Raw genomic sequence first — 21,007 nt, 5'->3', positions numbered from 1 at the left:
TCATTTGCGCGCCCACGGCCGGCCAGAGGCCGTTTCCTCGGCAAGCATCTGCGCCTGCTGCTCGCGCAGGTGCCAGGGCATCTCTTCGAACACGCCGTCGAACAGGCTGTCGAGCGGCTGGTGCAGGCCGTGGCCGAGCACGCCGTTCTTCTCCGCCTCCTTCTGGGCGGCGCGGACCTGCTCGGCGACCTCGCGATCCATCGCAGCATGGCGTTCGTCGTCCCACTCGCCGATCGCGACGAGATGCGCCTTCAGCCGGGCGATGGGATCGCCGAGCGGCCAGGCGGTGGCCTCGTCGGCGGAGCGATATTGCGAAGGGTCGTCCGAGGTGGAGTGCCCCTCGGCCCGATAGGTGAAGTGCTCGATCAGCGTCGGCCCCTGATTGGTGCGGGCGCGTTCCGCGGCCCAGCGGGTGGCGGCATAGACGGCGAGGGCGTCATTGCCGTCGACGCGCAGCCCGGCAATGCCATAGCCGATTGCGCGGGCGGCAAAGGTCGTGGCTTCCGCGCCGGCGAAGCCCGAGAAGCTGGAAATCGCCCACTGGTTGTTGACGACGTTCAGGATGACGGGGGCACGATAGACGGCGGCAAAGGTGCAGGCGGAGTGGAAGTCGCCCTCCGCGGTCGACCCCTCGCCGCACCAGGCGGCGGCGATGCGGGTGTCGCCCTTGGCCGCGGATGCCATCGCCCAGCCCACCGCCTGGGGATATTGGGTGGTGAGATTGCCCGAGATCGAGAAGAAGCCGGTGTCGCGCGCCGAATACATGATCGGCAACTGCTTGCCGTGCAGCTTGTCGCCGCGGTTCGAGTAGATCTGGTTCATCATCTCGACCAGCGGATAGTCGCGGGTGATGAGGATCCCCTGCTGGCGATAGCTGGGGAAGCACATGTCTTCATAGTCGAGCGCGATCGTCGCGGCGACCGCAACGGCCTCTTCGCCCGTGCACTTCATGTAGAAGCTGGTCTTGCCCTGCCGCTGTGCGCGGAACATGCGCTCGTCGAAGGCACGGGTGAGGGCCATCGCGCGCAGCATCCGGCGCAGCGCTTCGGGCGCTAGCCGCGGGTTCCAGGCGCCGACCGCCTGGTTGTCCTCGTCCAGCACGCGCACCAGCGTATAGGCGAGCTCGTGGAACTCGGCCGCAGGGGCACTGGTATCGGGGCGCCGCGCGGCGTCGGCGGGGGGGATGGCGACCTCGGCAAAGTCCACGGCATCGCCGGGTCGGAAGCGGGGTTCCGGCACGTGCAGCGCCAGCGGCGGCAGATTGGGTCGCAGCGATTCTTCGCTCACTCGTCTCTCCTAGGCCTGCCGTCCGGGACCGAAATCCCGCGCAGACTCGTTTCAAGCGCGTGTTATAAAATTTCAACGGCCCGCGAAAGCCACGATCGTCGCTGCACTGCAACGTAGCGGCGGATGGGTGGTTTCATGAGACAATTGCAGCCGCTCTCAGCGTTCTGGGCTCAGGAGCCTGCTACGGAGATCCTATGGTCAGAGTTTCGAACCACCTCGCGATGCGCGGCTGCGGCCTGGCGCTGATCCTGCTCGTCACCGCCTGCGGCGGCGGCAGTCCGGCTCCTGCCGATGATGGCATCGTCGACAATGGCATTGTCCAGCCGGAGGCGGAGGCGATTGCAACACCGGGCCCGGTCGCGACAGCGGCAGTAGAGCCCGAACTGCCGGCGGCAGCTCCATCGGCAGCGGCATCCCCGCAGACGCCAGCGCTTCAGATCTCCGACGCCGACATCGAGGCGCAGTATTCGCCCGAGCTCGACACATGCCTCAACAGCGGCGATGCGGCCAAGGGCGTGACGCCGGCGATGGCGGCCTGCATCCAGGCCGAGCTGGCGCGGCAGGACGACCGGCTGAACGGCGCCTATCAATCCGCCATGGACAAGCGCGGCCCGGCCGAACAGGCCCAGCTGCGGGTCGAGGAGCGCGCCTGGATCAAGCGCCGGGGTGCGAATTGTGAGGCGCGTGCCACCGGCGGGACGATCGATCGGATCGAAATCCCCGCCTGCCTGCTGAAAGAGACGGTGCGCCGGCGAATCGTCCTTCAGCCGATGGCGGGCTGACCGGGTCAGTCGCCAGCGGGGAAGGCAGCACGCAGAACGTCATATTGCGCGCGGCTGATCGGCAGCATCGCACCGTGACGCGTCCCTGCCGGCAATTCGTAGCGGTTCCATTCCGGCACGCCGGTGTTGCCGGACAGCTGAAACCAGGGGCCCTGCAGTGTCGGGGCGACCGACAGGCCATAGCTCGTGCCGGCATATTGCTCGTAGAAGAGCAGCCAGTCCTTGTCGTCGGGCGACCGGATCAGCGTCGGCGCCTCCCGGAAATTCGGGCTGAGGGGTGCGCCGGGCAGCGGATAGGGGCCTAGCAGGCTGGCGGCGCAGCTGATGCGGATCGTCTTGCCCGTGGTCCATTCGTAGGACGGATAGCGCTCGTCCTTGATGACCGCGCAATAGCCGCCCCGGGGGTCGGGCTGAACGATCGTGTCGATGGTGGCCATGTCCCAGCTGAACAGGCGCCGGGGCTTGGCGGCGAAGGTCCTGAGATCCGGCGACTGCACGTACAGCGTGCGCTGGCTCGCCCAATAGCGTTCCGGATCGTCGCGGTTGCCGTCCTCGTTCGGCGTGTGCCAGGTCAGCAGGAACTGGCCGGTCCGCTTGTCGAACAGCAGCTTGGGCGCCCCGATCCGCTGCATCGCATGGGGGTGGCCGGGAATGTCGCTGAGGTCCGGCCGATAGCTGCCGAACGGTGTCCAGCGCACCAGATCGTCCGACACCCAGAAGCGGATGAATGGGTCTTCGTCGCTGTTGTTGCCGACCAGATAATAACGGTTGTCGGGGCCCTGCGCGATCGAGGCGTGGCCGCGATAGTCGCTCGAGACGGGCTTGCCGCGGTTGAGACGGGTCCAGTGGAAACCATCGAGGCTCACCGAATAGTGGAGGACGCCGTAGCGTTCCTTGGTCATGTGGGCGAACAGATAGGCCCGGGCCGGGTCCACATGCGGCGTGACGGGCCCGCCGGGGGCGACCTGAGCGGCCGCGGGAAGCAGGGCGGAAAGGGCGGCGATCCCGGCCGCGAGGCGGCCCACCCACTGGCTTCGCATGCTGCTCTCCCGATGACGTTCGTCATACAAATGGGAGAGGGCGGCCTTGTCCAGCCCGTCAGGGCAGCAGCGTCACCGACATGACCGCGCTGCGGCTCGCGCCGGGGGCGACCCGCATCATCCCGGGCTTGTCCCAGATCTCTCCGTCAAAGCCGACCGGGTCGGCGATGCCGTGCCAGGGCTCAACGCAGATGAAGGCGGCGCCGGGCTTGGTCCAGATGCCGAGCATCGGCGTGTCGGGGAAGCCGATCTGCAGTGCCGGGCCCTCGCCTGCGTCGTAGCGCAGTGACTGGCTCTTAAGCTGCCGCCAGACCAGCGCATCCTCGGTGAAGAGATCGTCCGAAAGCGGGAGCACACACCCTTGGAGCGGGCTCGGGCGCGGGGCAGGGGCGATCAGCCCGTCCTCGATCGAGGCGAGGGTCGCAGGCTCCGGTGTCTCAAAGGTGATGCGGTGGGCGTCGCGCGGCCGGCCATAAGGGAGCGGCCAGGCAAAGGCGTGGTGGAAGCCGATGCTGGCCGGCAGATCGCAGGTATCGCGATTGGTGACCGTCACCGTCGTCGTCAGCGTCGCGCCTTCGAGCGCATGGGTGACGTCGAGCGCGAACGCCCGCGGGTAGACGGCGCGGCTCTCGGCATCGTCTTCCAGCCGGAAGCGCACGCGCTCGGCCGACTGCTCGGCAAGCGTGAAGGTCCGCCGGCGCGCGAAGCCGTGCTGGGGAAGCGCATAGTCCCGGCCGTCGAGCCGGTAGCGGTCGCCCGCCAGCCGGCCGACGATCGGAAAAAGGATCGGCGCGTGGCCGGTCCAATAGGCGGGATCGGCGTTGGTCATCAGCTCGCGTCCCTGCGCATCGCGCAGCGACACGAGCTCGGCGCCCAGCGGATCGATCGCCGCCGTGAGGATGCCGTTGCCGATCTCCACCCGATCAGCCACGCAAGCTGGCCCCCAGCTTGGCCGCGGCAGCGACGACCTTGTCGGCCACGCCCTTGATCTCCGCGTCGGTGAAGCTCTTTTCGCCCGGCTGCAGCGTCACTTCCACGGCGAGCGACTTCATACCTTCCTCGACGCCCGCGCCGGTGAAGACGTCGAACAGCCGCGCGTCGACGATTGCCGCCTTGTCCGCGCCGCGCACCGCGCGCACCAGCGCGTCGGCGCTGACGGCCGTCGGCACCAGGAAAGCGAAGTCGCGCGTCACCGCCTGCAACGCGGGCGGCGCATAGGCCGGTCGCATGAAGCCGCTGCCGCGCTTGCCCGGCAGTGCATCCAGGAACAGCTCGACCGCAACCACGGAACCGGGCAGGTCGAACGCCTTGGCGATGCGCGGATGGAGCGTGCCGAAGGCGGCGAGCACCGTCTTGGGCCCGAGGCGCAGCGTCGCGGACTGGCCGGGGTGATAGGCATCGCCCGCGCCGTCCATCACCTGGAGGTTGGCGACCGGAGCGCCGGCCGCTTCGAGGAGTGCGAGCGCCTCTGCCTTCGCATCGAACGCGTCGAAGGCTGCGGCCTTGCCGGCCTGCCAGCCGCGGGCGCGCTGCTCGCCGGCGAGGACGACGCCGAGCGTCAGGCGCTCGGCATCCGCGAGATAGCGGCGGCCGATCTCGAACAGCCGCACGCCGGTGGCGCCACGCTTGAGGTTGCGGTTCGCAGCCGACAGCAGCCCCGGCAGCAGCGAGGGGCGCATGACCTTCATGTCCTCGCTGATCGGGTTGGCGAGAGTCCAGGCACCACCGCCGAACGACGCGGCCGCGTCCTCGCCGATGAAGCTCCAGGTGATCGCCTCATGCAGGCCCCGGGCCGCGGCCGAGCGGCGGAGCCGGCGCTCCAGCTTCTGCTCGGGCGTGGCGGTGGGCCGGGCGACGCCGGCAGGACGGGGCAGCGGCGTCGAGGGCACCTTGTCGATGCCTTCGATGCGGATGACTTCCTCGACCAGATCGGCCGGGCCGTCGATGTCGCGGCGCCAGCTCGGCACCACGACCTGCCATTCCAGGTCGACGACGAAGCCGAGGCTCTCGAGGATCTGCTGCTGGCGCTCGGGCGCAACCGCCAGCCCGCCCAGCGTCTCGGCAAGGCCCGGGTTGTAGGCGATGACGCGCGGCGCCACCGGCGGCTCACCCGCGCGGGTGACCTCGCTGGGGGTGCCACCGCACAATGCGAGCACCAGGCGGGTCGCGATCTCCAGCCCCTCGTCAAGGAAGGCCGGATCGACGCCGCGCTCGAAACGCTGGCGTGCGTCCGACGTGAGCGCCAGCTTCTGGCCGGTGCGGGCGATCGCCTCGGGCGTGAAATAGGCGCACTCGATCAGCACGTCGGTGGTCGTCTCCGACACGCCGGAATGCTCGCCGCCCATGATGCCGCCGATGTCGTGCACCGCGGCCGCGTCGGCGATCACCGTCTCGCCGCCGTCGAGGGTGTAGGTCTTGCCGTTGAGTGCGAGCACCTGCTCGCCGGCGACAGCCTTGCGCGCCACAAGCCCGCCCTGGAGCTTGGCACGGTCATAGACGTGGAGCGGACGGCCGAGGCCGAGCATCACGAAGTTGGTGATGTCGACGAGTGCCGAGATCGGCTTCTGGCCGACCGCGGTCAGCCGGCGCTGGAGCCAGTCGGGGGAGGGGCCGTTGGCCACGCCCGATACCGTCTGTGCGTAGAAGGCGGGGCAGCCCTCCGGGTCCTGGGTGGACACGTCGGGACCGGTGCCCTGCGGGGAGATCTGCGGCAGGCCGCCGATTACCGCGTCGAGCGGGCGCAGCGTTCCCAGGCCAGCGGCAGCAAGGTCGCGGGCGATGCCGCGCACGCCCATGCAATCCTGGCGGTTGGGGGTGATCGAGATGTCGATGACGGGATCGTCGAGGCCGGCATAATCGGCGAAGTCCGTGCCGACCGGCGCATCGGCCGGAAGCTCGATGATGCCGTCGTGATCCTCGCCGAGTTCCAGCTCGCGGGTCGAGCACATCATGCCGTTGGATTCGACGCCGCGGATCGCCGCCACGCGCAGTTCCATGCCGTTGGCGGGGACGACCGCGCCGGGCATGCCGAACACGCCGACCAGGCCGGCGCGCGCGTTGGGGGCACCGCAAACGACCTGCAGCGGGCCATCGCCGGCATCGACCGAAAGGACCTGGAGCTTGTCGGCCTGGGGATGGCGCTCGGCGGTCAGGACCCGGGCGACGCGAAAGCCGGTGAGGCGCGCGGCCGGGTTTTCGACGCCCTCGACTTCCAGCCCGATGCGGGTGAGGCCGTCGAGGATCGCGTCGAGCGAGGCGTCGGTGTCGAGGTGCTCGCGCAGCCAGGAAAGGGTGAACTTCATGCGCCCACTCCCCCCGACAGCGTGGGCACGTCAAGCGCCGAGAAGCCATAGTGCTTGAGCCAGCGCAGGTCGCCGTCGAAGAACGGGCGCAGGTCGTCCATGCCGTATTTCAGCATCGCGAGCCGGTCGACGCCGGTGCCAAAGGCAAAGCCCTGATACTCGTCCGGATCCAGGCCGCAGGCGGCGATCACCTTTGGATGGACCATGCCGGAACCCAGCACCTCCATCCATCCTTCCGAACCGCCGACCACGCGCTTGCCCTTTTGCATCGTGTAGCCGATGTCGACCTCCGCCGAAGGCTCGGTGAAGGGGAAGTAGCTGGGGCGCAGGCGCAGCACGATGTCCTCGCGCTCGAAGAACGCCTTGAGGAAGGTCTCCAGCGTCCATTTGAGGTGCGCGAGCGTGATGCCCCTGTCGATCACCAGCCCTTCGATCTGGTGGAACATCGGCGTGTGGGTGGCGTCGCTGTCCGAACGATAGACGCGGCCGGGTGCGATGATGCGGATCGGCGGCTTCTGCGACACCATCGTGCGGATCTGCACGGGCGAGGTATGCGTGCGCAGCACCATCGGCCGCTCGTGCTCGCCGGCCAGATAGAAGGTGTCGTGCATCGCGCGCGCCGGATGCGTCTCCGGAATGTTGAGCGCGGTGAAATTATGCCAGTCGTCCTCGATCTCGGGACCGGTCGCGACCGCGAAGCCCAGGTCGGCGAAGATCTCGGCGAGTTCGTCCATCACCTGGCTGACGGGGTGGACGCTGCCCGGGGCGACGCGGTCGACCGGAAGCGTCATGTCGAGCGTTTCGGAGGCGAGGCGGGCATCCAGTGCCGCCTGCTCGAGCGCGGCCTTGCGCGCGGCGATCGCCGACGTGACCGATTCGCGCAGGGCGTGGATGCGCGGTCCCTCGCTCTGGCGCTGCTCGGGCGTCATGCCGCCGAGCGTCTTCAGGAGGCCGGTGACAGCGCCCTGCTTGCCCAGCGCATGGACGCGCACCGCCTCCAGCGCATCGAGCCCGGCGGCCGCGTCGATCGCCGCCAGCAGGTCGGCGCCCAGTTGTTCGAGATCGGTGGTCATTGGAATTCCGTTCGCAAGATTGGGAGGTCCGAACCCCAGTCGGCGCGCAAGGTCAAGCCGTTCCGCAACCGGCGTCAGGCACGGGCGGCGAGCAGAAGCCCGCCGAACCCCAGAAACAAGGTGCCGGTCGCACGGTTGAAGCGGCGCTGGCGGTGCTCCGGGGCCAGCCAGCGAGCCAGCGTGCGGCCGCCGAGCGCATAGGCCGTGTACCAGCCGCCCTCGATGACGACAAAGGTCGCCACCAGGATCCCCAGCTGCAGCCAGAATGGACGGCTGGGATCGAGGAACTGGGGGAAGAAGGCGGCGGCAAAGACCATCAGCTTCGGGTTGGACAGGCCGGTGCCGAGACCGGCGGCATAGAGCGCACCCGGCCGGCTGCGGGTGACGCCGTCGACCCGGGGTCCGGCCGTGACGGGCGCCCGCCACGCCTTGATCCCCAGCCAGATCAGATAGGCCGCGCCTATGATCCGCAGCGCGCCATAAAGCCGCGGCGACGCCTGGAGCATCGCGCCGAGCCCCAGTGCGGAGGCGAGGATGCACAGCAGCACCGCGCTCATCAGTCCCGCCATCGAGAAGACCGCGCGACGCGGGCCGTGGTGGATGCTCTGCACCATCACGTGGAGCATGTTGGGTCCGGGCGTGCCGGCGATCAGGAACACGGCGGTGACGTAGAGCCACCAGAGATGCATGGCCATTTCATGCCTTTCCGCCATTCCCTTGCGCCCCCGGGCACAAGGCGGAAACGAAAAGGGCGCCGGTGTTGCCACCGACGCCCCGATTCTCGCGTACGCTACAGGTCGCTTAGGCGGCCTGGGGCAGCGCCGCCTTCGCCTGAGCGACGATGGCGCTAAATGCCGCACCTTCGTGCATCGCGATATCGGCCAGGACCTTCCGGTCCAGGGTGATGCCTGCGAGCTTGAGGCCGTGCATGAACTGCGAATAGGTCAGACCCTCAGCCCGGACGCCGGCGTTGATGCGCTGGATCCAGAGGCCGCGGAAGGTCCGCTTCTTAACCTTGCGGTCGCGATAGGCGTACTGGCCGGCCTTTTCGACGGCCTGACGCGCAATGCGGATCGTGTTCTTGCGACGGCCATAATAGCCCTTCGCCTGATCCAAAATACGCTTGTGCTTCGTCCGGGTCGTCGTGCCGCGCTTGATGCGTGCCATGTATCAGTACTCCTTAACGCAGGCCGTAGGGTGCCCACGCCTTGACGTGTGCAACGTCGGCGTCGGCGAGCACCGAGGTGCCCCGGTTCTGGCGGATGTACTTGGCATTGTGGCTGATCAGGCGGTGGCGCTTGCCGGCAACACCGTGCTTCACCTTACCGGTGGCGGTGAACTTAAACCGCTTCTTGACGCCGCTCTTGGTCTTGAGCTTGGGCATTTTGGTCTCCTTGTGTGACACAACCCAGAAGATCGCCGCGGCAGCCCTTTTGGCCGGGCGATCCCTCGAGACAGGCTCGAAGAGTCGTGGAAAGACGGCGCGCTTAACCCAAAGCCGCGCCGTGCGCAACCGCAGGGGCCCCTGCGGGAACTCGTTACACCGGTAACGGGTTTGGTCCCCATGGCTGATCGCGAACTGCCCCCTGTCGCGGATCATTCGCCGCCTCCTTCGACCGAAGCGGCGGCGGCGTCGCAGCGACCGGATCGGCCGCGCTGGCTCACCATCCTGCTGCGGGTGCTGCTCGGGATCGTGATCGCGCTGTTCCTGGTGTGGGCGATCCTGTTCATCACCAAGGGCCGCTTCCTCAAGGGCACGTTCGAGAAGATCGCCTCCAACTCCACCGAACGGCAGGTGCGGGTCGGGGGCGATTTCCAGTTCTACTTCAATCCGATCAACGTAAAGTTCCTGGCAGAGGGGCTGACGGTATCGAACCCGGCCTGGGCCGGCGGCGGCAATTTCCTGGAAGCCAGGAAGTTCGACAGCCAGATCGCGACCCTGACCTTCCTGTTCGGCAAGCGGCGGATGAATTGGCTGGGGCTCGACGGGGCGAAGGTCGACCTTGCGTGGGATGCCGATCACCGGCGCAACACCTGGACCTTCGGCGACCCGAACGCGAAGGGCGAGCCGTTCGACATGCCCGTGATTCGCCAGGCGGCCGTCAGCAACTCCGGTCTTCGCTACACCGATCCGTCGATGCGGGTGCTCGCGAACGTGCGCTTCCACACGGTGGAGGCGCGCGACAGCAAGGTTGCCAGCGCCGTGCGCTTCGAAGGCGACGGGCGCGCACGCGGTACGCCGTTTACGCTCACCGGTGCGCTGCTCTCGCCCAACGCGGTGCTGGCGGGCGGACGCAACCAGCTTGCCGTGACGATCCGGGCTGTCGACGCGGTCGGCACGATCACCGGCACGCTGCGGGAGCCGACCGAGCTTGAGGGTTCCGACCTGAAGGTCGACCTGCGTGGTCGCAACCTTGCGCATTTGTTCGAGGTGTTCGGCCTCACCGTGCCCGACACCAGGCGCTATCACCTAGCCTCGGCCTTTACCAAGCGCGGAGAGGAATGGCGTTTCACCGGGTTGCGCGGCACGTTCGGCGACAGCGACCTCAGTGGCGGCTTCAGCGTGTTCCAGCGCGAGCCGCGCGTGTTCCTGACCGCCGACCTCGCCACCCGCACGCTCGACATGCTCGATGTGGCGCCCTTCATCGGCTATAATCCGGACCGGCTGAATGCCGAAGGCAAGTCCGGTACGATCACCCAGGTCGGCGGCACCCCCCGGCTGCTGCCGGACACGCCACTCAACATCGCTGCGCTCAAGAACTTCGACGCGAAGGTCGACTGGAAGGTTCGGCAGGTCCGTTCGAAGAACGTGCCGATCTCCAACATCAAGCTCGGCCTGACGCTCGACAACCGGCTGCTCACGCTTTCCCCGCTCAACTTCACGATGGCGCGCGGCACCGTGCTGTCGGACATCCGCATCAATGCGCGGCGCACGCCGGTCTTCACCAACTATGATATCCGCCTGACGCCGACGCCGATGGGCAAGCTGCTCGCCGGCTTCGGCGTGGCAGAGGCCGGCACCAGCGGCACCGTTTCCGCCCGTGTGAAGATGACGGGCAGCGGCGACAGCGTGCGGACTTCGCTGGCCAATTCCAACGGACGCATCGCCTTCATCCTGCCCAAGGGCACCTTCTGGACCCGCAACATCCAGCTCTCTGAGCTCGACGTCGGAACGTTCGTGCAGAAGATGTTCGAGGACAAGCTGAAGAAGCCGGTAGAGATCAACTGTGGGCTGATCGGCTTCACCGTGCGCAACGGCGTCGCGGCGGCCGATCCCATCCTGATCGACACCAGCAAGAACGTGATGCTCGGCCGCGGCGGGTTCAGCTTCAAGACCGAGGCGATCGACCTCGCCTTCCGCGCCGATTCCAAGAAGTTCTCGCTGTTCGCGGGCCAGTCCCCGGTGGGCATCAACGGCTATTTCGCAAAGCCGGGCATCAGCGTCCTCAGCCCGGAACTGCTCGGGCGCGCGGGTGCCGGGCTGGGCCTGGCGGTCGTAGCGACTCCGGTGGCGGGCCTGCTCGCCTTCGTCGACGTGGGCGACGCGAAATCGGCCGCGTGCGGGCCGGTGCTCGCGGGTGCCACTGCCCAGGCGCAGCGCACGACCAAGGGCAAGCCGCGCGACGACGTGGGGCAGGGCACCACCGCCAAGGACGAGGATGGCAAGGGCTCGGGCGAGGAGAAGAAGAAGCAGCGCAAGAAGTTCCTGGGGATCTTCTGAGGCCGGCAGGCCGGTCCCCTCGACTTCGCGCGCATCCCGTCCCACATGAGCATCATGAACCATGTGCCCCCGATCGCAGAGCAACGTCCCCATCAGTTCGAACGTCACGGCATCACCGTAGAAGACCCCTGGGCCTGGCTACGCGATGCCGGATATCCCGAGGTCACGGACCCCGACGTGCTCGGCTATCTCGAGGCGGAGAACGCCTATTTCGACGCGGTGATGGCGCCGCACCGGCCGCTCGTCGACCGGCTGTTCGAGGAGATGCGCGGGCGCATCAAGGAAGATGATGCCACCGTTCCGCAGAAGGACGGCGACTGGCTCTACTGGACCGATTACGAGACCGGCGGCGAATATCGCCGTTGGTGGCGCAAGCCCGTGGCCGGCGGCCCGGACGAACTGATCCTGGACGAACCCGCCCTTGCCGCGGGCAAGGAATATTTCCGGCTCGGCGCGCTGTCGGTCAGCCCCGACGGTCGGTACCTCGCCTACGCGATCGACGACAATGGTTCGGAGCGGTTCGAGGCGCGGGTCAAGGATCTCACCACCGGCGCGCTGCTGGATGATGTGATCCCCGGTACCCTTTCCGAACTGGTGTGGGTCGCGGACTCCTCCGCGTTTCTCTACGGCCTCGCCAACGACCAGTGGCGGACCGACAATGCCCGCCTGCACCGCATCGGCACGCCGATCGAGCAGGATGTCGAGCTGTATCACGAGGCCGATGAGGGCTGGCGCGTGTCGGTTGCCGAGACGCAATCCCGCCGCTTCCTGGTGATCGCCGCCGGCGACCACGTCACCAGCGAAGTACGGCTGATTCCGGCCGACGATCCACTCGCCGAGCCCATCCTGGTGCGTGAGCGTAAGCCCCATGTCGAGTATGACGTGGAGGAGCATGACGGCACGCTCTTCATCCACACCAACGACACGCATCCCAATTTCCGGCTGGTAACCGCGCCGCTGGAGCGGCCGTCCGAATGGACCGAGCGGCTGGCGCCGAGCGACCATTTCTACATGACCGGGGTCACCACCTTCGCCGACTTCTTCGTCGTGGAGGGACGCGAAGACGGGCTCGATCAGATCTTCCTGCATGGCTACCAAGGCGGCGAGCCCAAGCCGATCGCCTTTCCGGAGGCGAGCTATGTCGTCGGCCTGGGCGACAACCCCGAATATGCGGTCGACAGGCTGCGCCTCGGCTATGAATCGATGGTCACGCCCGGCACCGTGATTGAATATGACGTGGCCACCGCGGAGCAGCGCGTCCTCAAGGTGCAGGCGATCCCCAGCGGCTATGATCCGTCAAAATACGCCACGGAGCGGCTGAAGATCGTCGCGCGCGACGGGACGGAAGTGCCGGTGTCGGTGGTCTACCCCAACGGCTTCCCGCGCGACGGCACCGGCAAGCTCTATCTCTACGCCTATGGCGCCTATGGCTATGCGGTGCCGCCGGGCTTCTCGACTAGCCGCATGTCGTTCCTCGATCGCGGCGTTGCGTTCGCGATCGCGCACATTCGCGGCGGCGATGACCTGGGCCAGCAATGGTATCTGGACGGCAAGCTCGACAAGCGCCTGAACACGTTCAACGACTTCGTCGACGTGGCGCGCGGGCTGATCGACCACGGCTTCACGCACGAGGGCGGCATCGCGATCGCCGGCGGATCGGCCGGCGGCGAGCTGATGGGCGCGGTGGTGAACTCCGATCCGGAACTATGGGGCGCGGTGGTCGCGAGCGTGCCGTTCGTCGACGTGCTCAACACGATGCTCGACGAGACCCTGCCGCTGACGCCGGGCGAATGGCCGGAGTGGGGCAATCCGATCGAGGACAAGGCGGCGTTCGAGCTGATCCGCTCGTACAGCCCCTATGACAATGTCACGCCCCAGGCTTATCCGCCGATCTTCATCTCGGGCGGGCTCAACGACCCGCGGGTGACCTATTGGGAGCCGGCGAAGTGGGCGGCCAAGCTGCGCTTCACCAAGACCGACGACAATGTGCTCCTGCTCAAGACCAACATGGGCGCAGGGCACGGCGGCAAGTCGGGTCGGTGGGAGAGCCTGAAGGAAGCTGCCGAAGAGATGGCGTTCGTGCTGTGGCAGCTGGGGGTGGAGGGCTAAGCCTCCACGAGGGCGGAGCCTCGGCTCCGCCGCTCGGGTGCGCTGCCGGGGCAGCGCGTCGGGCGATCAGGCAGCCTTTGCCAGTTCGACCGTGCGGGTGCCGTCGTTGGCGGCAGAAACCTTCGCGATCGGGGCGATGTGCGCGCCGACGGTCTGGTTGCGGTAGGAGAAATACAGCGCGATCAGGCTGAACATGGAAGCCTCCTTCGGGTTGTGCTGCGATGCAGCATGCCCCTTCCATGTGCCCCGCCTTCGCACTTGCAGCAAATGCAATGAACTTGCCCGCAGTTGCGCGCGGCGCATCTGCGACCGTCCATCTGTTACTGGAAAGTTGGAGAGCCCTGACGTCGTCAGGCTGCAGTTCAGTCGCGGACGACCCGCGTGACATGACCCATCTTGCGGCCGGCCCTGACTTCCCGCTTGCCATACAGGTGCAGGTGCGCGCCCGGCTCCGCCATCAGCGCCGGCCACGCGTCGACGTCGTCGCCGATCAGGTTGGTCATGACCGCCTCGCGCCCGGTCACGCGCACCGGCCCGAGCGGCAGACCGCAGATCGCCCGGACGTGATTCTCGAACTGGGAGGTTTCCGCCCCCTCGATCGTCCAGTGGCCCGAGTTATGGACGCGCGGCGCCATCTCGTTGAACACCGGGCCTTCGGGGCCGCAGAAGAACTCAAGCGTCAGCACGCCGACATGGCCGAGCGCCTCGGCAACGCGGCCGGCCAGCGCGGCGGCCTCCGTCCACTGGGCCGCGACCTCGGCGGGGGCGGGCACCGTCGAGGTGTCGAGAATCCCGTCCTTGTGGACGTTGCACGCTGGCGGATAGCTCAGGATGCTGCCGTCCGGTCCGCGTGCCAGGATGATCGAGAATTCGTGCGTGAAGGGGACGAATGCCTCCAGGATCGCAGGACCGCTGCCGATCGCATCCCAGGCCGCATCGGCATCCGCGGGGGAAGCGAGCCGGGCCTGGCCCTTGCCGTCATAGCCGAAGCGCGTCGTCTTGAGCACCGCGGGACAGCCGATGGTCGCGATCGCAGCGTCCAGCTCGGCGCGGGTGTCGACCGGCACCCAACGCGCGGGGCGCCCGCCGAGCGATTCCACGAACCGCTTTTCCGCCACCCGGTCCTGGGCGACGCGCAGTGACTGCGAAGAGGGATGCACCGGCACCTGGGTTTCGAGCACCGCGATCGGCTCTGCCGCGATATTCTCGAACTCGTAGGTGACGACATCCACTTGTGCCGCGAACCGCGCCAGCGCGGCGGCGTCGTCATAGGCGCCGCGGCTATGGGTTGCCGCCACGTCGTTGGCCGGGCCGCTGTCGGGCGCATAGACATGGATGCGATAGCCCAGCTGGGCCGCGGCCATGCCGATCATCCGGCCAAGCTGGCCCGAACCGATGATGCCGATGGTGGCGCCGGGCGCGAGCGTCATTGCGGGTCGATCGCCACGCTGTCGGTCTGGGCCGCGCGCCAGGTGTCCAGGCGGGCGGCAAGCGCCTCGTCCGAGATCGCCAGGATCGCCGCTGCCATCAGGCCGGCATTGACGGCGCCCGCGCGGCCGATCGCCAGCGTGCCGACCGGGATGCCGGCCGGCATCTGGACGATCGACAACAGGCTATCCATGCCACTCAGCGCCTTGGACTCAACCGGCACGCCAAGCACCGGCAGGCGCGTCATCGATGCGGCCATGCCGGGCAGGTGGGCGGCGCCGCCGGCGCCTGCGATCACGACCTTCAATCCGCGCGCCGCGGCGCTCTCGGCATAGTCGACCAGCCGCCGGGGCGTGCGGTGTGCCGACACGACCTTGGTCTCGTGCGGGACGCCCAGGGCGTCGAGCACATCTGCTGCGTGGCGCATCGTCTCCCAGTCGGAGGTGCTGCCCATGATGATGCCGACGAGAGGTTGGTCTGCCATCGCTGTCCCGATTGCGTGGAAGCGGGTTTCCTAGAGAGCGCCACGGCGCCGGGCAAGGGCGGAAGCCCTGCCCGACGCGTGACGGTGGAAAACGCCGTTACCGGTCGCGCAGGTAATAGCGGTCGGTGGCGTTGAGCGCGTCGTCGAGTTCGTAGACGAGCGGCTGGCCGGTCGGGATCTCCAGGCTGGCGATATCCTGGTCGGAGATGCCCGACAGGTGCTTCACCAGCGCGCGCAGCGAGTTGCCGTGCGCGGAGATCAGCACGCGCTTTCCTGCCTTCAGCTCGGGCACGATCCGCGCCTCCCAATAGGGCAGCACGCGCGCGATCGTGTCCTTCAGGCTCTCGGTCGCGGGAACCGGGATGCCGGCGTAGCGACGATCGTTGCTGAGGTCGTAGGGGCCGCCGGCTTCGGCCACGGGGGGCGGGATGTCGAAGCTGCGGCGCCAGATCTTCACCTGCTCCTCGCCATGCTTGGCTGCCGTCTCTGCCTTGTCGAGGCCGGTGAGCCCGCCATAGTGGCGCTCGTTCAGGCGCCAGTCCTTCTCCACCGGCAGCCACAGCCGACCCATGGATTCCAGCGCCAGATTGAGCGTCTTGATGGCGCGGGTCTGGAGGCTGGTGAAGCACTGGTCGAAATCCAGGCCCTTCGCCGCCATCAGCTCGCCGGCCGCAATCGCCTCCGCGATGCCCTGCTCGGTCAGGTTTACGTCCCACCAGCCGGTGAAGCGGTTCTCCAGGTTCCATGCGGACTGGCCGTGACGAATGAGGACGAGGCTGGGCATCTGGGCTCCTTGAATGATGAAACGGGCAGGAAGGACGGATCAGAGCGCGTCGATCATCCCGGCAAGCGTGTCGAGGCAGGAATGCGCGAGCTTCTTCGAGCGCTCTGGCGACCAGCCGAATTCCGGATCGGGATTGGCGTCATGGTCCTTGAACGGCATTTCGAGCGTCATCGAAACCGCGCCGTATCGCTGGGCGAGCTGGTTGGTCGACATCGACAGGTTTGCTTGGCCGGGCGCCGACTTCACATAGCCGAGCTTGAGCTGGAAGTCGGGCGTCGCTGCTGCCAGCCGCCGGCTGTATTCATAGAATTTCTCGCCGTGGGCGTCGGTCCACGCCGGGATGCCCTCGAAACCGGCGAGGAAATTGGCCGGGATCGCCTCGTCGCCGTGGACGTCCATCGCGAACACCACGCCGGTCGCGTCCATCGCATTGCGCACGCACAGCACTTCGGGGCTGCGCTCGGGCGTCGGCGTGTCCCATTCGCGGTTGAGGTTCACCCCCGCGGCGTTGGTGCGCAGGTGCCCCCGGAACGAGCCGTCCGGGTTCATGTTGGGCACCAGGTGCAGCGTCGCCTTTTCACGAAGTGCGCGCGCGGTCGCGTCATCGGGATCGACCAGCTTTTCCAGCGCGCCTTCCATGAACCATTCGGTCATCGATTCGCCGGGATGCTGGCGCGCATAGAACCACAGCTGCTTGGGGCCGGTGCCGATCGTCAGGCAATCGATCGCGCGGCCGTCGAGCGACTGGCCCAGTTCGCGCACGGAAACGCCTGGCTTCGCCGCAATCCGCGCCACCAGCGCGTCATGCTGCTCCAGCGTGTAGGGCGCGAAATAGGCGATCCAGACGAGGTCGCTGTCGATCTCGACCGTCCACTGCAGCACGTTGTCCGCATAGCGGGTATCGGCAACCTGCCGCCACGCCTGGCGATCGGTGCTCATCCGGGTCCGATAGCCCGGCCACCCGAATGCATAGGCGGAACCGCCCGCATTGGTGATTCGGAAAGTCAGCCGGCGGCCCTTGGCGCCGGCCACCCGGAAGTGGAACCACTGGTAGAAGTCCGACTGGTGATCGCGCACGATCTCCAGGTTCAGCGTGTCGCCTTCTACCCCGGCGAGGCGGATGTTGCCGCTGTCGAAGGCGGCGTTGACGGTGATGCTCATCGGACCGTGGTAGTGATCCCGGACTCTCCGGGGAAGTCCCGGAACAGCGCGGTGGCCAGCTTGTCGGCTACGGAAATCGGCTGGCTCGAGGATTGGCCGGAGAGCGATTCGGTAACCGCGCGCCCTTCCCAAACCACCGTGCTGTCGGAACGGCGGCGAATCTGTGCGGAAAGTTCGGATCCGATCACCGCCTCCCGTCGGCCGCCGCCGACCGGCAACTGGACACCGCCGCCCAGGCCGACGCCGGAGCGACGGCCAAAGCTGCCGCCGCCCGCGCCCAGGCCCACGGAAAAGGGTGCCGGCTTGTTTACATAGCCGCGCGCGGCACGCTGGAAGGCGACCGAGACGATATAGCGGGAAGCGCCATCGACCGTGGTGCGGGTCGGCGTGAAGCCCAGCCGGGTCAGCTCGCGCGAAACGGCGTCGGCATAGGTCTGATACTCGGGGCTGATCGTGGCGTTCGTGCGGAGCGGTTCGATGGTGAAGCTACCCGGCTCGACCGCCGAGCCGAGGTGGAATCGGGTAACATCCACTGGCGCCCCGCGCTGAGTCGTCGCGCAACCGGCTGTCAGGCTTGCCAATCCTGCGGTAAGCGCCAGTACAAGTTTGTTCATGCTGCCTTGCCTCCTGTGCGGCTTCTAAGCCGTCGTGCCGTGTTCAACGCGCGGCTTGCCGCATCCGCTCCACTGCCGCCATCCTTGACTTGGGAGCCGCCAGCTTCTAGGCGGGCGCCTCTTTTTGTCAGCCCAAATTTCGAGAAGCGAACCCGGTCATGAAGATCGTCAACTCCCTGAAGTCGCTCAAGGATCGCCACCGGGACAACCGCGTGATCCGCCGTCGCGGCCGTATCTACGTCATCAACAAGACGAATCGCCGTTTCAAGGCACGCCAGGGCTGATCTTGTCGGTTCGGAACGGCGCCGCTGTGCCGAGCCCGATCAAGGCCGTCGTCTTTGACGTCGGCAACGTCCTCTACCACTGGGACCCACGGTTCCTCTACGAGCGCCTGATCGACGACGATCAGGCGCTCGCGGCGTTTCTGCGCGATGTCGTGACGCAGGAATGGCATTTCCAGCACGATGCCGGGCGCCCCTTTGCGGAGACTTCGGCCGAGCTGATCGCGCGCTATCCCGAGCATGAATCGCTGATTGCCGCCTGGGGACCGCGGTTCAACGAGAGCATCGGCGGCCCCGTGCCGGGGATGGCCGAGATCGTGCGTGCGCTCGATTCGGCGGGCGTTCCGCTCTACGCGATCACCAACTTCTCTGGTGAGTTCTGGCCGCCGTTCCGCGCGACGGCGCCGGAACTGTTCGACCGATTCCGGGATGTGGTCGTCTCCGGCGACGAGAAGCTGGTGAAGCCGGATCCGGCGATCTACGCGCTGGCGCTGCGCCGATTCGGGCTGGGCGAGGGCGAAGCCGTGTTCGTCGACGATAACGCCGCCAATGTCGCGGCGGCGGAGGCGGCTGGCTTCCACGCCGTGCTCTTCACGGACGCTGACGCATTTCGCGCCGAACTGACACGGCTGGGCCTGCTGGAAAGCGCCTGAAGCGCGAGCGGTCCCGGTGCTCTCCGCGTCGGGGAGCACCGGTCCAGACTCAGTTCTTGTTCTTCTCGTAGTTCTTGAGCTCGTCGCCCAGGATTCGCACCACGTGCAGCACGTTGGTGGAGCCCGGCGTCCCGAACGGCACGCCGGCGCACACCACTACCCGGTCGGACGGGCCGGCCATCTCGTGGCGCAGCATCATGCGCTTGGCCTTGGCGACCATTTCCTCGAACGAGCCGATGTCGCGCGTGTGGATCGCGTGGACACCCCACAACAGGCCCAGCCGCCGTGCCGTTTCCAGCTTCGGCGTCAGCACCATGATCGGCACGCCCGGGCGTTCGCGCGCGATGCGGCGGGCCGTCGAGCCCGACGCGGTGAAGCACAGGATCGCCTTCGCATCGACCGTGCGGGCGATGTTCTTGGCAGCCTCGGCAAGCGCGTCGGCGGTCGTCGGGTCCGGATGGGTGATCGTGAAATGGACGCGGTCGCCATGGCCGGGATCGCGCTCCACCGAATTGGCGATCGCATCCATCATCGCGACCGATTCGACCGGCCACTTGCCGGCGGCACTTTCCGCCGAGAGCATGATGGCGTCGGCGCCGTCATACACCGCAGTCGCGACGTCCGAGACCTCGGCGCGGGTCGGCGACGGTGAATCGATCATCGATTCGAGCATCTGGGTCGCGACCACCACCGGGCGGCCAAGGCGACGGGCGGTCTCGACGATCCGCTTCTGGAGCGGCGGCACGCTCTGCGGCGGCAGTTCGACGCCCAGGTCGCCGCGCGCCACCATGACGCCGTCGCATTGCTCCACGATCTCTTCGAGCCGCACCACTGCCGAAGGTTTCTCGATCTTTGCGAGCAGCGCCGCGCGGCCCTGGATAAGCCGGCGCGCGTCCGCGAGATCCTCGGGCCGCTGCACGAAGGACAGCGCGATCCAGTCGACGCCGGCGTCTACCGCGAAGTGGAGGTCGCTGATGTCCTTTGGCGTGAGCGCCGCCATCGGCAGCACCACGTCCGGAACGTTCAGCCCCTTGTTGTTGGACAGCATGCCGCCGACTTCGACACGGGTGACGATGCGCGTCTCGTCATGCTCCACCACCCGCAGCACCAGCTTGCCGTCATCGAGCAGCAGCCGGGCTTCCGGGGTGATCGCGGCAAAAATCTCGCGGTGCGGGAGCTCTACCCGAGTCGCGTCCCCGGGGTCATTGGAGCGGTCGAGGATGAACTGGCTGCCGGTTTCCAGCATGACCCGGCCTTCGGCGAAGCGGCCGACTCGCAGCTTGGGCCCCTGAAGATCGGCGAGGATCGTGGTCGGCCGATTATATTCCTTTTCCATCGCGCGGATGGCCGCGATCACCGGAAGCTTCGATTCCTGATCGCCATGGCTCATGTTGATCCGGAACGCGTCCGCGCCCGCTTCGAACAGCTTGGCAATCATTTCCGGCGAGTTGCTGGCCGGGCCCAACGTAGCGAGCACCCGGACCTTGCGCGAGCGGGGCGTAAAAGCCTTTGTCATCCTCGATCCTTGGTTCTTAAGCGTCCGGCTCTACCTGTTCTTCGATTCGGATCAACCTTGGAGCATGGTTATGAGCGACATTAATCAGATCGATGACAAGGTCGCAGCAGCCGCGTTCCGCCGGCTTGTGCGACATCTTCGCCACCGCTCCGACGCACAGAACATCGACCTGATGGGCCTTGCGGGCTTCTGCCGCAATTGCCTGTCCGAGTGGGTGGAGGAAGCGAGCGAAGAACTCGGTGCGCCGATCTCGAGGGAGGAGGCGCGCGAGGCGATCTACGGCATGCCTTATGCCGAGTGGAAAGCGAAGCACCAGCCGCCTGCCACCGAGGCACAGCTCGCGCGGATGCAGGAGAGCCTGGCCCGCAACCCGACCGCCGAGCAGATCGAGGCGCAATAGCGGTCCGGCCGCGGTCGCCGCTCTCTGCCGCACCGGCCCCAAGCACCGGTTGAGCGGCGGCGGGGGATCGCCTAGACGCGCGCCTTCACAACACGTCCAATCACGGGAACATCATGAGCGACAATATCTCGGCCGAGCAGCTGCGCCTTCTGATCGAGCGCATCGAGCGGCTCGAAGAGGAGAAGAAGGGCATCTCCGACGATATCAAGGACGTCTATGCCGAGGCGAAGTCGACCGGCTTCGACATCAAGACCATGCGCACCATCATCCGCCTGCGCCGGATGGAGAAGCATCACCGCGACGAGGCGGACATGCTGCTCGAGACGTACAAGCAGGCGCTGGGCATCTGACGGACGGCGCCTTCGGGCGCCG

The 21,007-nt window shown here is 67.2% G+C and carries 22 protein-coding genes; 7 read left to right on the top strand and 15 right to left on the bottom strand.

From position 1 onward, the window contains the following. Positions 1-1,287 (bottom strand): 3-methyl-2-oxobutanoate dehydrogenase (2-methylpropanoyl-transferring) subunit alpha, encoded by a 1,287-nt coding sequence (locus QP045_RS05525; protein WP_422513965.1) that lies wholly within the window; start codon positions 1,285-1,287, stop codon positions 1-3. A 194-nt stretch (positions 1,288-1,481) separates the two neighbouring features. Between QP045_RS05525 and QP045_RS05520 the strand changes: the two genes are divergently transcribed. Beyond that, the gene (locus QP045_RS05520; protein WP_422513964.1) at positions 1,482-2,069 is read left to right on the top strand and encodes a lysozyme inhibitor LprI family protein; all 588 of its coding nucleotides are present in this window, start codon (positions 1,482-1,484) and stop codon (positions 2,067-2,069) included. 5 nt (positions 2,070-2,074) lie between these two features. On the opposite strand, the gene QP045_RS05515 is transcribed toward QP045_RS05520, so the two are convergent. From QP045_RS05515 to rpmI, 7 genes are all read right to left on the bottom strand, one after another. Next, complete coding sequence (locus tag QP045_RS05515; protein WP_422513963.1) at positions 2,075-3,109, bottom strand: glycosyl hydrolase family 43; 1,035 nt, start codon at positions 3,107-3,109, stop codon at positions 2,075-2,077. A gap of 58 nt (positions 3,110-3,167) precedes the next feature. Continuing rightward, the gene (locus tag QP045_RS05510) at positions 3,168-4,040 is read right to left on the bottom strand and encodes an aldose 1-epimerase family protein (protein WP_422513962.1); all 873 of its coding nucleotides are present in this window, start codon (positions 4,038-4,040) and stop codon (positions 3,168-3,170) included. Further along, positions 4,033-6,411, bottom strand: a complete 2,379-nt coding sequence (pheT, locus tag QP045_RS05505; RefSeq protein ID WP_422513961.1) for a phenylalanine--tRNA ligase subunit beta — start codon at positions 6,409-6,411, stop codon at positions 4,033-4,035. The genes QP045_RS05510 and pheT overlap by 8 nt, the downstream gene beginning before the upstream one ends. Next, a complete protein-coding gene (pheS, locus tag QP045_RS05500) occupies positions 6,408-7,484 on the bottom strand; it encodes a phenylalanine--tRNA ligase subunit alpha (protein ID WP_422513960.1) in 1,077 nt (358 codons plus the stop codon). Before pheS ends, pheT begins: the two co-directional genes overlap by 4 nt. Positions 7,485-7,558: 74 nt before the next feature. Next, positions 7,559-8,179: a LysE family translocator gene (locus QP045_RS05495; RefSeq protein WP_422513959.1), complete on the bottom strand. Its 621-nt coding sequence runs from the start codon at positions 8,177-8,179 to the stop codon at positions 7,559-7,561. A 106-nt stretch (positions 8,180-8,285) separates the two neighbouring features. Next, a complete protein-coding gene (rplT, locus tag QP045_RS05490; RefSeq protein ID WP_422513958.1) occupies positions 8,286-8,651 on the bottom strand; it encodes a 50S ribosomal protein L20 in 366 nt (121 codons plus the stop codon). A 13-nt stretch (positions 8,652-8,664) separates the two neighbouring features. Further along, complete coding sequence (gene rpmI / locus QP045_RS05485) at positions 8,665-8,868, bottom strand: 50S ribosomal protein L35 (RefSeq protein WP_125961808.1); 204 nt, start codon at positions 8,866-8,868, stop codon at positions 8,665-8,667. A 180-nt stretch (positions 8,869-9,048) separates the two neighbouring features. Here rpmI and QP045_RS05480 point away from each other — a divergent pair, with 180 nt between their 5' ends. Together QP045_RS05480 and QP045_RS05475 are read left to right on the top strand one after the other, a co-directional pair. Further along, positions 9,049-11,205, top strand: a complete 2,157-nt coding sequence (locus QP045_RS05480) for an AsmA family protein (RefSeq protein WP_422513957.1) — start codon at positions 9,049-9,051, stop codon at positions 11,203-11,205. A gap of 54 nt (positions 11,206-11,259) precedes the next feature. After that, positions 11,260-13,314 (top strand): S9 family peptidase, encoded by a 2,055-nt coding sequence (locus tag QP045_RS05475; RefSeq protein ID WP_422513956.1) that lies wholly within the window; start codon positions 11,260-11,262, stop codon positions 13,312-13,314. Positions 13,315-13,380: 66 nt separating this feature from the next. Here the strand turns inward: QP045_RS05475 and QP045_RS05470 are convergent, their stop codons facing one another. The 6 genes from QP045_RS05470 to QP045_RS05445 form a co-directional block, all read right to left on the bottom strand. Continuing rightward, the gene (locus tag QP045_RS05470) at positions 13,381-13,509 is read right to left on the bottom strand and encodes a hypothetical protein (protein ID WP_422513955.1); all 129 of its coding nucleotides are present in this window, start codon (positions 13,507-13,509) and stop codon (positions 13,381-13,383) included. Between the two features lie 167 nt (positions 13,510-13,676). Then, positions 13,677-14,744: a 5-(carboxyamino)imidazole ribonucleotide synthase gene (locus tag QP045_RS05465; RefSeq protein WP_422513954.1), complete on the bottom strand. Its 1,068-nt coding sequence runs from the start codon at positions 14,742-14,744 to the stop codon at positions 13,677-13,679. Continuing rightward, positions 14,741-15,226, bottom strand: coding sequence for a 5-(carboxyamino)imidazole ribonucleotide mutase (gene purE / locus QP045_RS05460; protein ID WP_422513953.1), 486 nt, complete (start codon positions 15,224-15,226; stop codon positions 14,741-14,743). Before purE ends, QP045_RS05465 begins: the two co-directional genes overlap by 4 nt. A gap of 97 nt (positions 15,227-15,323) precedes the next feature. Next, positions 15,324-16,010, bottom strand: coding sequence for a 2,3-diphosphoglycerate-dependent phosphoglycerate mutase (gene gpmA / locus QP045_RS05455; RefSeq protein WP_422513952.1), 687 nt, complete (start codon positions 16,008-16,010; stop codon positions 15,324-15,326). 39 nt (positions 16,011-16,049) lie between these two features. Then, on the bottom strand, positions 16,050-17,171 hold the full coding sequence (locus QP045_RS05450; RefSeq protein WP_422513951.1) for a M14 family metallopeptidase: 1,122 nt from the start codon (positions 17,169-17,171) through the stop codon (positions 16,050-16,052). Further along, positions 17,168-17,785, bottom strand: a complete 618-nt coding sequence (locus QP045_RS05445; RefSeq protein ID WP_422513950.1) for a DUF4136 domain-containing protein — start codon at positions 17,783-17,785, stop codon at positions 17,168-17,170. The genes QP045_RS05450 and QP045_RS05445 overlap by 4 nt, the downstream gene beginning before the upstream one ends. Positions 17,786-17,943: 158 nt before the next feature. Between QP045_RS05445 and ykgO the strand changes: the two genes are divergently transcribed. Together ykgO and QP045_RS05435 are read left to right on the top strand one after the other, a co-directional pair. Continuing rightward, positions 17,944-18,069, top strand: a complete 126-nt coding sequence (gene ykgO / locus QP045_RS05440; protein WP_055755695.1) for a type B 50S ribosomal protein L36 — start codon at positions 17,944-17,946, stop codon at positions 18,067-18,069. 26 nt (positions 18,070-18,095) lie between these two features. Beyond that, positions 18,096-18,719, top strand: a complete 624-nt coding sequence (locus QP045_RS05435; protein WP_422513949.1) for an HAD-IA family hydrolase — start codon at positions 18,096-18,098, stop codon at positions 18,717-18,719. Between the two features lie 49 nt (positions 18,720-18,768). Here QP045_RS05435 and pyk read toward each other — a convergent pair whose 3' ends face one another. Next, a complete protein-coding gene (pyk, locus tag QP045_RS05430) occupies positions 18,769-20,235 on the bottom strand; it encodes a pyruvate kinase (protein ID WP_422513948.1) in 1,467 nt (488 codons plus the stop codon). A gap of 70 nt (positions 20,236-20,305) precedes the next feature. Between pyk and QP045_RS05425 the strand changes: the two genes are divergently transcribed. Together QP045_RS05425 and QP045_RS05420 are read left to right on the top strand one after the other, a co-directional pair. Then, positions 20,306-20,635 (top strand): DUF1244 domain-containing protein, encoded by a 330-nt coding sequence (locus tag QP045_RS05425; protein WP_422514135.1) that lies wholly within the window; start codon positions 20,306-20,308, stop codon positions 20,633-20,635. Positions 20,636-20,748: 113 nt separating this feature from the next. Next, the gene (locus tag QP045_RS05420; protein ID WP_422513947.1) at positions 20,749-20,985 is read left to right on the top strand and encodes a DUF2312 domain-containing protein; all 237 of its coding nucleotides are present in this window, start codon (positions 20,749-20,751) and stop codon (positions 20,983-20,985) included. The last annotated feature ends 22 nt before the right edge of the window (positions 20,986-21,007 follow it).

Source organism: Sphingomonas sp. 3-13AW (genome assembly GCF_049311085.1).
Taxonomy (GTDB): domain Bacteria; phylum Pseudomonadota; class Alphaproteobacteria; order Sphingomonadales; family Sphingomonadaceae; genus Sphingomonas.
Note: the sequence above shows the minus strand (reverse complement) of the source record. Positions and strands in the feature narration are given on the sequence as shown.

What these genes read in the sequence shown, in the direction of transcription:
- QP045_RS05520 (WP_422513964.1), top strand. Translation starts at nt 1,482, where the DNA reads ATGGTCAGAGTTTCGAACCACCTCGCGATGCGCGGCTGCGGCCTGGCG.
- QP045_RS05515 (WP_422513963.1), bottom strand. Translation starts at nt 3,109, where the DNA reads ATGCGAAGCCAGTGGGTGGGCCGCCTCGCGGCCGGGATCGCCGCCCTT.
- pheT (WP_422513961.1), bottom strand. Translation starts at nt 6,411, where the DNA reads ATGAAGTTCACCCTTTCCTGGCTGCGCGAGCACCTCGACACCGACGCC.
- pheS (WP_422513960.1), bottom strand. Translation starts at nt 7,484, where the DNA reads ATGACCACCGATCTCGAACAACTGGGCGCCGACCTGCTGGCGGCGATC.
- QP045_RS05495 (WP_422513959.1), bottom strand. Translation starts at nt 8,179, where the DNA reads ATGGCCATGCATCTCTGGTGGCTCTACGTCACCGCCGTGTTCCTGATC.
- rplT (WP_422513958.1), bottom strand. Translation starts at nt 8,651, where the DNA reads ATGGCACGCATCAAGCGCGGCACGACGACCCGGACGAAGCACAAGCGT.
- rpmI (WP_125961808.1), bottom strand. Translation starts at nt 8,868, where the DNA reads ATGCCCAAGCTCAAGACCAAGAGCGGCGTCAAGAAGCGGTTTAAGTTC.
- QP045_RS05480 (WP_422513957.1), top strand. Translation starts at nt 9,049, where the DNA reads ATGGCTGATCGCGAACTGCCCCCTGTCGCGGATCATTCGCCGCCTCCT.
- QP045_RS05475 (WP_422513956.1), top strand. Translation starts at nt 11,260, where the DNA reads ATGAACCATGTGCCCCCGATCGCAGAGCAACGTCCCCATCAGTTCGAA.
- QP045_RS05470 (WP_422513955.1), bottom strand. Translation starts at nt 13,509, where the DNA reads ATGTTCAGCCTGATCGCGCTGTATTTCTCCTACCGCAACCAGACCGTC.
- QP045_RS05465 (WP_422513954.1), bottom strand. Translation starts at nt 14,744, where the DNA reads ATGACGCTCGCGCCCGGCGCCACCATCGGCATCATCGGTTCGGGCCAG.
- purE (WP_422513953.1), bottom strand. Translation starts at nt 15,226, where the DNA reads ATGGCAGACCAACCTCTCGTCGGCATCATCATGGGCAGCACCTCCGAC.
- gpmA (WP_422513952.1), bottom strand. Translation starts at nt 16,010, where the DNA reads ATGCCCAGCCTCGTCCTCATTCGTCACGGCCAGTCCGCATGGAACCTG.
- QP045_RS05450 (WP_422513951.1), bottom strand. Translation starts at nt 17,171, where the DNA reads ATGAGCATCACCGTCAACGCCGCCTTCGACAGCGGCAACATCCGCCTC.
- QP045_RS05445 (WP_422513950.1), bottom strand. Translation starts at nt 17,785, where the DNA reads ATGAACAAACTTGTACTGGCGCTTACCGCAGGATTGGCAAGCCTGACA.
- ykgO (WP_055755695.1), top strand. Translation starts at nt 17,944, where the DNA reads ATGAAGATCGTCAACTCCCTGAAGTCGCTCAAGGATCGCCACCGGGAC.
- pyk (WP_422513948.1), bottom strand. Translation starts at nt 20,235, where the DNA reads ATGACAAAGGCTTTTACGCCCCGCTCGCGCAAGGTCCGGGTGCTCGCT.
- QP045_RS05425 (WP_422514135.1), top strand. Translation starts at nt 20,306, where the DNA reads ATGAGCGACATTAATCAGATCGATGACAAGGTCGCAGCAGCCGCGTTC.
- QP045_RS05420 (WP_422513947.1), top strand. Translation starts at nt 20,749, where the DNA reads ATGAGCGACAATATCTCGGCCGAGCAGCTGCGCCTTCTGATCGAGCGC.